This is a genomic window from Micromonospora sp. NPDC048947 (assembly GCF_040649495.1).
Classification (GTDB): Bacteria; Actinomycetota; Actinomycetes; order Mycobacteriales; family Micromonosporaceae; genus Micromonospora; species Micromonospora alfalfae.
In genome coordinates this window covers 1-6,408 of sequence record NZ_JBEZFO010000049.1, presented here as the reverse complement: position 1 = coordinate 6,408, position 6,408 = coordinate 1, and the positions used below count along the sequence as shown (strand labels likewise).

The following is a 6,408-nucleotide window of genomic DNA, read 5'->3' as shown; positions in this document are numbered from 1 at the left end:
AGTGGTCGAGGGCCGCTGCCACGTCGATGAAGTCGCGAACCTCCCGCCGGTTGACCAACGCCGCGATCTTGTTCGCCCCCCAACCCCACCCCCAACCCCACCCCGTTGATCATGAAGTTATTGCCACTCGGGTCGGCGTGTCGGCGCAATAACTTCATGATCAACCCAGAGGGCTGCGGGGTTGGGGCCTTGGGGGGAGGGGAGAAGGGTTGGGGGTGGGTGGGTTAGGGGAGGGGGAGGAGGAGGCAGGTGCTGGTGGCGTGAGCTATCAGGCGGTCGGCGGCGTCGGTGATGCGGGCCTCGGCCAGGGCCGTACGGCGGCCGCGTTGCAGCACAGTGCCCTCGCAGCGCAGGGTGCCGCTGTCCACGGTGACCGGGCGGAGGAACGTCACGTTGAGGTCCAGCGAGGTGTAGCCGACTCCGGCGGGCAGCGTGGTGTGCACCGCGCACGCCGCGGCGGTGTCCAGCAGGGTCGAGAGCACGCCACCGTGGACGCTGCCGAGCGGGTTGTAGTGGAACTCCTGGGGAGTCAGCTCGACGACGACCCGGCCCTCGTCGGCTTCCATCCTGGCCATGTCGAGAAGGTGCATCACCGGCGGCGCGGCCAGCTCGCCGGCGATCATCGCCCGGAGAATGTCCAGGCCGCTGCGTCGACCGACCTGGACGGCGTTGACCGACGGGTCCGCCCAGGTGAAGGTACGGCTGCGCACTGGTTCCTGCGTCTGCGTCATGGACGCAGCCTGGCAGCAGGTTGCTGAGTCTGTCAACGAGATCTAGCCTGGTCGAATGCGACCCGCGGCTCTGGACTGGTCAGTGGAGAACTGCACCATCGCCCGCGCGATGGAGGTCCTCGGCGAGCGGTGGACCCTTGTGGTGCTCCGCGAGGTGTTCACCGGCGTACGCCGCTTCGACGACATGCGGGTACGCACCGGCATTCCGCGCCAGGTGCTGACCAACCGGCTCGCCAGCCTGGTGGAGCAGGGCGTGCTGAGTCGCGAGCCGTACCGGGAGCCCGGCAGCCGGCTGCGCCACGAGTACCGGCTCACGGAGAAGGGCCTGGATCTGTGGCCGGTGCTGGTCGCCGTGCTCGGTTGGGGCGACCGGTACCTCGCCGATGCGGAGGGCCCGCCGCTCAGTGTCACGCACCGCGACTGCGGCGCGGCGGTGCGCGCCGAACTTCGCTGCGCCGACGGGCACGACGTGGGTCGGCCCCGCGACGTGGTGCCCAGTCCTGGCCCCGGCGCCCGTCGCCGTACCCCCTGACCCGATCCCGCTGCACCCCGGGACGTCCGTTGCCCATCGCACCCTGACGCCCGTCGCGCGGTGCCGTGCCGTGTCGTCCGGGTGCGCGGTGCACCCGACGCCCGGCGCGGGCAGACATCGATGACCGTGCGCGCCGAATGTGGCCGGCTGTCGGTTGGGTGTGACGGTGGCTGTTCGCCAGCGTGTCGGGGGTGTTGCGGCCGCGTGGCCAACCGAGGTCGGTGAATCCGGACGAATTCAACCCTTGTTAATGATCTTAAGTATGTGAATACTTCAGTCTCATCCGGCCGGTTTCCCCAGATCGGCCGGGTTGCCCTCGGGTCAGCCGCCCCCGGCAGACCCGCTCCCCCGCCCAGGAGGTTTGTTACATGCGACCCACGAGGTCAACATTCCGCGTTGCGGCCACAGTCGCCGTTTCCGGAACCCTGGTCGTCGGCTCGCTCATCGGCGCGCCCGCCCAGGCCGCTCCTGCCGCGTCGCCCGACGCCGCCGCCGCGATCTCCGCGGAACTCGGCGACCGCTCCGCCGGCTCGTACATCGACGCCAGCGGCAAGTCCGTCGTCACGGTGACCGACGCGGCCGCCGCCAGCAAGGCGAGCAAGGCCGGCGCCGTCGTCCGCTACGTCACCCGCGGCGCCGCCGAGCTCAACCGGGCCACGGCCGAGCTGGAGCGCTCCGCCAAGATCCCGGGCACCGCCTGGTGGAGTGACCCGGTCACCAACCAGGTCGTCGTCTCCGTCGACAGCACCGTCACCGGGGCCAAGCTGGAGCGGGTCAAGGCCGCCGCCGCGCGGGCCAACGGCGCGGTCCGGGTCGAGGCCGAGGCCGGCGTGCTGAGCACCCGGATCTCCGGCGGCCAGGCCATCTACGCCGGCGGGGGCGGGCGCTGCTCGCTCGGCTTCAACGTGCGCAGTGGCAGCACCTACTACTTCGTGACGGCCGGGCACTGCACCAACATCTCGGCCAGCTGGTACTCGAACTCCGCCCAGACCTCGCTGCTCGGCACCCGTACCGGCACCAGCTTCCCGGGCAACGACTACGGCATCGTGCGGCACAACAACTCGGCCAACGCCGCCGGCAACGTCTCGCTCTACAACGGCAGCTTCCGCGACATCACCGGCTCCGGCAACGCCTCCGTCGGCCAGTCGGTGCAGCGCTCCGGCAGCACCACCGGCCTGCGCAGCGGCTCGGTGAACGCGACCAACGCCACGGTGAACTACGCCGAGGGCTCGGTCTCCGGTCTGATCCGCACCAACGTCTGCGCCGAGCCGGGCGACAGCGGCGGCTCGCTCTTCGCCGGCGGCACCGCCCTGGGCATGACCTCCGGTGGTAGCGGCAACTGCCGCACCGGTGGCACGACCTACTTCCAGCCGGTCACCGAGGCGCTCAGCCGCTACGGCGTCAGCGTCTTCTGATCCACGCACCACTCGCGGGCCGCCGGAACTCTCCGGCGGCCCGCGTCGCGTCGACGGCCACCGAACCCCGCCGACACCAGGAGGACGCGACGGCGCTCAGCCGGGTCGGGACGGCCTCGGCCGCCGCCGGGAGACCAGCACTGCGGCCAGCGGTACGCCCGCCTCGGCGGCCGCCGCCAGCCGCTCCGTCAGCCCGGTCCACGCCCCACCGGTGAGGAGCTCGACGGCGAACCAGCCGACCAGCCCGAGGAGGACCACCACCGCCGCGAGCGCCGCCCGGCGTACGAGGGCCGGCGGGCGGTCGCGCTCCCGATCGAGCGACGGAGCGCCCCGACGGGGCACCGCCAGGGCCGGCCAGACGGCCAACGCCCCGAACGCGACCCCGGCGGCCACGGCGTGCGTCGTCGAGTCACCGTCCGGGTTCTGCGGGAACGCGACAAGCACCAGGGTCGCCAGCCCACCCAGCGCCAGCAGCGCTCGGCCCCTCGGTGCGGCGCTGACCAGGCCGAACGCGGTCGCCAGGTGACAGAGGCCCAGGCCGGCGAGCCCGATCGTCATGATCCAGCGATGGTCCGCGCCCGCGGCGGCAAGCGCGCTGATGGTCTGCCGCACCGGGTCGAATCCGTCGGATTGTGCGGCCTGCGCCAGTGTCCAGCCGCCGACGAGGAACAGCGGTGCGCCACCGGCCGACAGCACTGTCCAACGGGGAACGGCGGACATCGGGCGATCGTAGCGGCGCGATCGGCGGAGTTCCCGGGCCGCGCGCGCCCGGTGCCGACGCGTCGACGGCGCGGACGCCGATGCAGGCGGGGACGAGGCCGGTGCAGGCAGGGACGGGGCCGGATCAGGCGGGGCGAGGACCCGTCACAGCCGGTCGGGTCGTCCGGGAGCGGGCCCGCTCGGTGGTCCGAGGGGATCCGGGGGTACGACGCCGATGGTCGGCAGGTCCGGGCCGACGCGTACGGTGCCGCCGGCCGACCAGGCGAGGTGCGCCCGCCGGGCGGAGAGGACCGCCAGCAGCGGCCAGAGGGAGACCGACACCGCCGTCACCCGTTCGGCCAGCCCGGTGCGGGACCCACTTGTCACCTCGAACGCGCACCAGCCGAAGAGCGCGAGCAGCACGAGCGTGGCGCTCAGCCCGACCGTCCGGCGGAACGCCCAGGGCGGCTCCGGTCGGGTGGGGTGCCCGGTGTCGTGGCCGCGCGGCAGCCGCAGTGCCGAGCCGGCCGGCCAGAGCACCAGGGCGAGGACGGCCACCGTCGCCGCGACGCCGTGGCTGAGCGAGCCGCCGACCGGCGGCCGGGGAAAGGCGACGAGCGCGATGGTGGCCACGCCACCGACCGCGAGCAGGAAGCGGCTGGGTAGCCCGGCCGCGTGCAGGACGGCGGCGACAGACAGGTAACAGCAGCCGAGCAGCACCAGGGCCACCACCATGATCCAGGCGTCGGTGGCGTCCTGTCCTGCCAGCTCGCTGATGGTGTCCCGGACCGGGTCGTACCCGACGGGCTGTCGGGCCTGAGCCACCGTCCAACCGGCCACCAGCAGCACGGGTGCCGCCGCCGCCGTGGCGACGGCCCAGTTTGGTACGGGCCGCATTTCGCCACGTTAACCGGCGCGGCTGCCGGGGGAGTCGGGTTCGCCGGTCCACCCCACCAGCGAATCGTGCCGGCCTGCCGGGTGCCCGGAGGCGGGACGGCCACCCCTGACAGAATGCCTGGGAGGACTGTTCCACGATGAGGAGTTGCCAGCCGTGATCCGTACCCACAATGCCGGAAGCCTGCGCGCCGCGGACGCCGGCTCGACGGTGACGCTCGCCGGCTGGGTGGCCCGCCGCCGCGACCACGGCGGGGTCATCTTCGTCGACCTGCGCGACGGTTCCGGTGTTGTCCAGGTGGTGTTCCGCGAGGAAGATGCGCACGCGTTGCGCAACGAGTTCTGCGTCAAGGTCGTCGGTGAGGTGACCCGCCGCCCGGCCGGCAACGAGAACCCGGAGCTGCCCACCGGCGAGGTCGAGGTGACCGTCGTGGAGCTGGAGGTGCTCTCCGAGGCGGCGCCGCTGCCGCTGCCGGTGGACGACCAGATCGAGGCCGGCGACGACATCCGACTCCGGTACCGCTACCTGGACCTGCGCCGCAGCGGCCCGGCGAACGCGTTGCGGCTGCGCTCGCGCGCCAGCCAGCTCGCCCGGGGCGTGCTGCACGAGCGTGACTTCCTGGAGATCGAGACGCCGACGCTGACCCGCTCGACGCCGGAGGGCGCCCGCGACTTCCTGGTGCCGGTGCGGCTTCAGCCCGGCAGTTGGTACGCGTTGCCGCAGTCGCCGCAGCTGTTCAAGCAGCTGCTGATGGTCGGCGGCATGGAGCGGTACTACCAGATCGCCCGCTGCTACCGCGACGAGGACTTCCGCGCCGACCGGCAGCCGGAGTTCACCCAGCTCGACATCGAGATGTCCTTCGTCACCGAGGACGACGTGATCGACCTCGGCGAGGCGATCGTCTCGACGCTCTGGAAGGACCTGGCCGGGCACGAGATCTCCGGGCCGATCCCACGGATCACCTGGCACGACGCGATGGCCCGGTACGGCTCGGACAAGCCGGACCTGCGCTACGGCGTCGAGCTGACCGAGCTGACGGACTATCTGCGCGGCACCGAGTTCCGGGTCTTCGCCGGGGCGATCGACGCGGGCGGCTACGTCGGCGCGGTGGTGATGCCGGGCGGCGCGGCGCAGAGCCGCAAGGAGCTGGACGGCTGGCAGGACTGGGCGAAGGCGCGTGGCGCCCGCGGCCTGGCGTACGTGGTGCTGGACGCCGAGACCGGCGAGGCACGTGGCCCGGTGGCGAAGAACCTCTCCGCCGAGCACCTGGGCGGGCTCGCCGACACGGTCGGGGCCAAGCCGGGTGACGCGGTCTTCTTCGCCGCGAGCGCCACCACCCGGGAGGCGCAGGAGCTGCTCGGGGCGGCCCGCGTCGAGATCGCCAAGCGGTCCGGCCTGATCGACGAGAGTGCATGGGCGTTCTGCTGGGTGGTCGACGCGCCGATGTTCGAGCGCACGGACGAGGGCGGTTGGACGGCAGTGCACCACCCGTTCACCTCGCCGAACGCGGAGTGGGTCGACCGGTTCGAGGAGGCTCCGGACCGCGCCCTGGCGTACGCGTACGACATCGTCTGCAACGGCAACGAGATCGGCGGCGGGTCGATCCGTATCCACCGGGGTGACGTGCAGAAGCGGGTCTTCGACCTGCTCGGCATCACTCCCGAGGAGGCGCAGGACAAGTTCGGCTTCCTGCTGGAGGCGTTCAAGTACGGTGCGCCGCCGCACGGCGGTATCGCCTTCGGCTGGGACCGGGTCTGCATGCTGCTCGCCGGTGCCGACTCCATCCGTGAGGTCATAGCCTTCCCGAAGACCCGGGGTGGCTTCGACCCGCTGACCAGCGCACCCACCCCGATCACCGCTCAGCAGCGCACCGAGGCCGGAATCGACGCCAAGCCCAAGCCCCCCGCGACGGCCCACACCGGCACGGCAGGCCCGGCAGCCCCGGTGGCCGACCCGGTCTGACCCCTCTGACCCCACCCACCGCCGCCCGCCCTTCGCTTGGTTGATCAAGAGGTTTGCGTCATCATCGCCCCGCGAGATGGAGCCAAACACCATAAAGTGTGGTGGGGGGGGGTGCCGGGGGTGGGGGGGTGGGGTGGGGGGGTGGGGGTTTGAGGGGGGGGGGGGTTTTTGGGG

Annotated in this window: 6 protein-coding genes; 3 read left to right on the top strand and 3 right to left on the bottom strand. The window is 72.2% G+C overall.

All coding sequences use genetic code 11. The features are described 5' to 3' along the window. Positions 1-224 precede the first annotated feature (224 nt). Positions 225-731: a PaaI family thioesterase gene (locus AB0B98_RS33000; RefSeq protein WP_357367750.1), complete on the bottom strand. Its 507-nt coding sequence runs from the start codon at positions 729-731 to the stop codon at positions 225-227. A gap of 55 nt (positions 732-786) precedes the next feature. Between AB0B98_RS33000 and AB0B98_RS32995 the strand changes: the two genes are divergently transcribed. Both AB0B98_RS32995 and AB0B98_RS32990 read left to right on the top strand, forming a co-directional pair. Next, positions 787-1,263 (top strand): helix-turn-helix domain-containing protein, encoded by a 477-nt coding sequence (locus tag AB0B98_RS32995; RefSeq protein WP_357367747.1) that lies wholly within the window; start codon positions 787-789, stop codon positions 1,261-1,263. 368 nt (positions 1,264-1,631) lie between these two features. Continuing rightward, entirely contained in the window at positions 1,632-2,678 is a 1,047-nt protein-coding gene (locus AB0B98_RS32990; protein WP_238669217.1) for a S1 family peptidase, read from the top strand. A gap of 96 nt (positions 2,679-2,774) precedes the next feature. Here the strand turns inward: AB0B98_RS32990 and AB0B98_RS32985 are convergent, their stop codons facing one another. Beyond that, a complete protein-coding gene (locus tag AB0B98_RS32985; protein ID WP_357367746.1) occupies positions 2,775-3,398 on the bottom strand; it encodes a DUF998 domain-containing protein in 624 nt (207 codons plus the stop codon). Between the two features lie 144 nt (positions 3,399-3,542). Beyond that, on the bottom strand, positions 3,543-4,274 hold the full coding sequence (locus AB0B98_RS32980) for a DUF998 domain-containing protein (RefSeq protein ID WP_357367744.1): 732 nt from the start codon (positions 4,272-4,274) through the stop codon (positions 3,543-3,545). Between the two features lie 154 nt (positions 4,275-4,428). Here AB0B98_RS32980 and aspS point away from each other — a divergent pair, with 154 nt between their 5' ends. Beyond that, positions 4,429-6,234, top strand: a complete 1,806-nt coding sequence (aspS, locus tag AB0B98_RS32975) for an aspartate--tRNA ligase (protein WP_357367742.1) — start codon at positions 4,429-4,431, stop codon at positions 6,232-6,234. The last annotated feature ends 174 nt before the right edge of the window (positions 6,235-6,408 follow it).

Coding starts and splice junctions, on each gene's coding strand:
- AB0B98_RS33000 (WP_357367750.1), bottom strand. CDS start 731: ATGACGCAGACGCAGGAACCAGTGCGCAGCCGTACCTTCACCTGGGCG.
- AB0B98_RS32995 (WP_357367747.1), top strand. CDS start 787: ATGCGACCCGCGGCTCTGGACTGGTCAGTGGAGAACTGCACCATCGCC.
- AB0B98_RS32990 (WP_238669217.1), top strand. CDS start 1,632: ATGCGACCCACGAGGTCAACATTCCGCGTTGCGGCCACAGTCGCCGTT.
- AB0B98_RS32985 (WP_357367746.1), bottom strand. CDS start 3,398: ATGTCCGCCGTTCCCCGTTGGACAGTGCTGTCGGCCGGTGGCGCACCG.
- AB0B98_RS32980 (WP_357367744.1), bottom strand. CDS start 4,274: ATGCGGCCCGTACCAAACTGGGCCGTCGCCACGGCGGCGGCGGCACCC.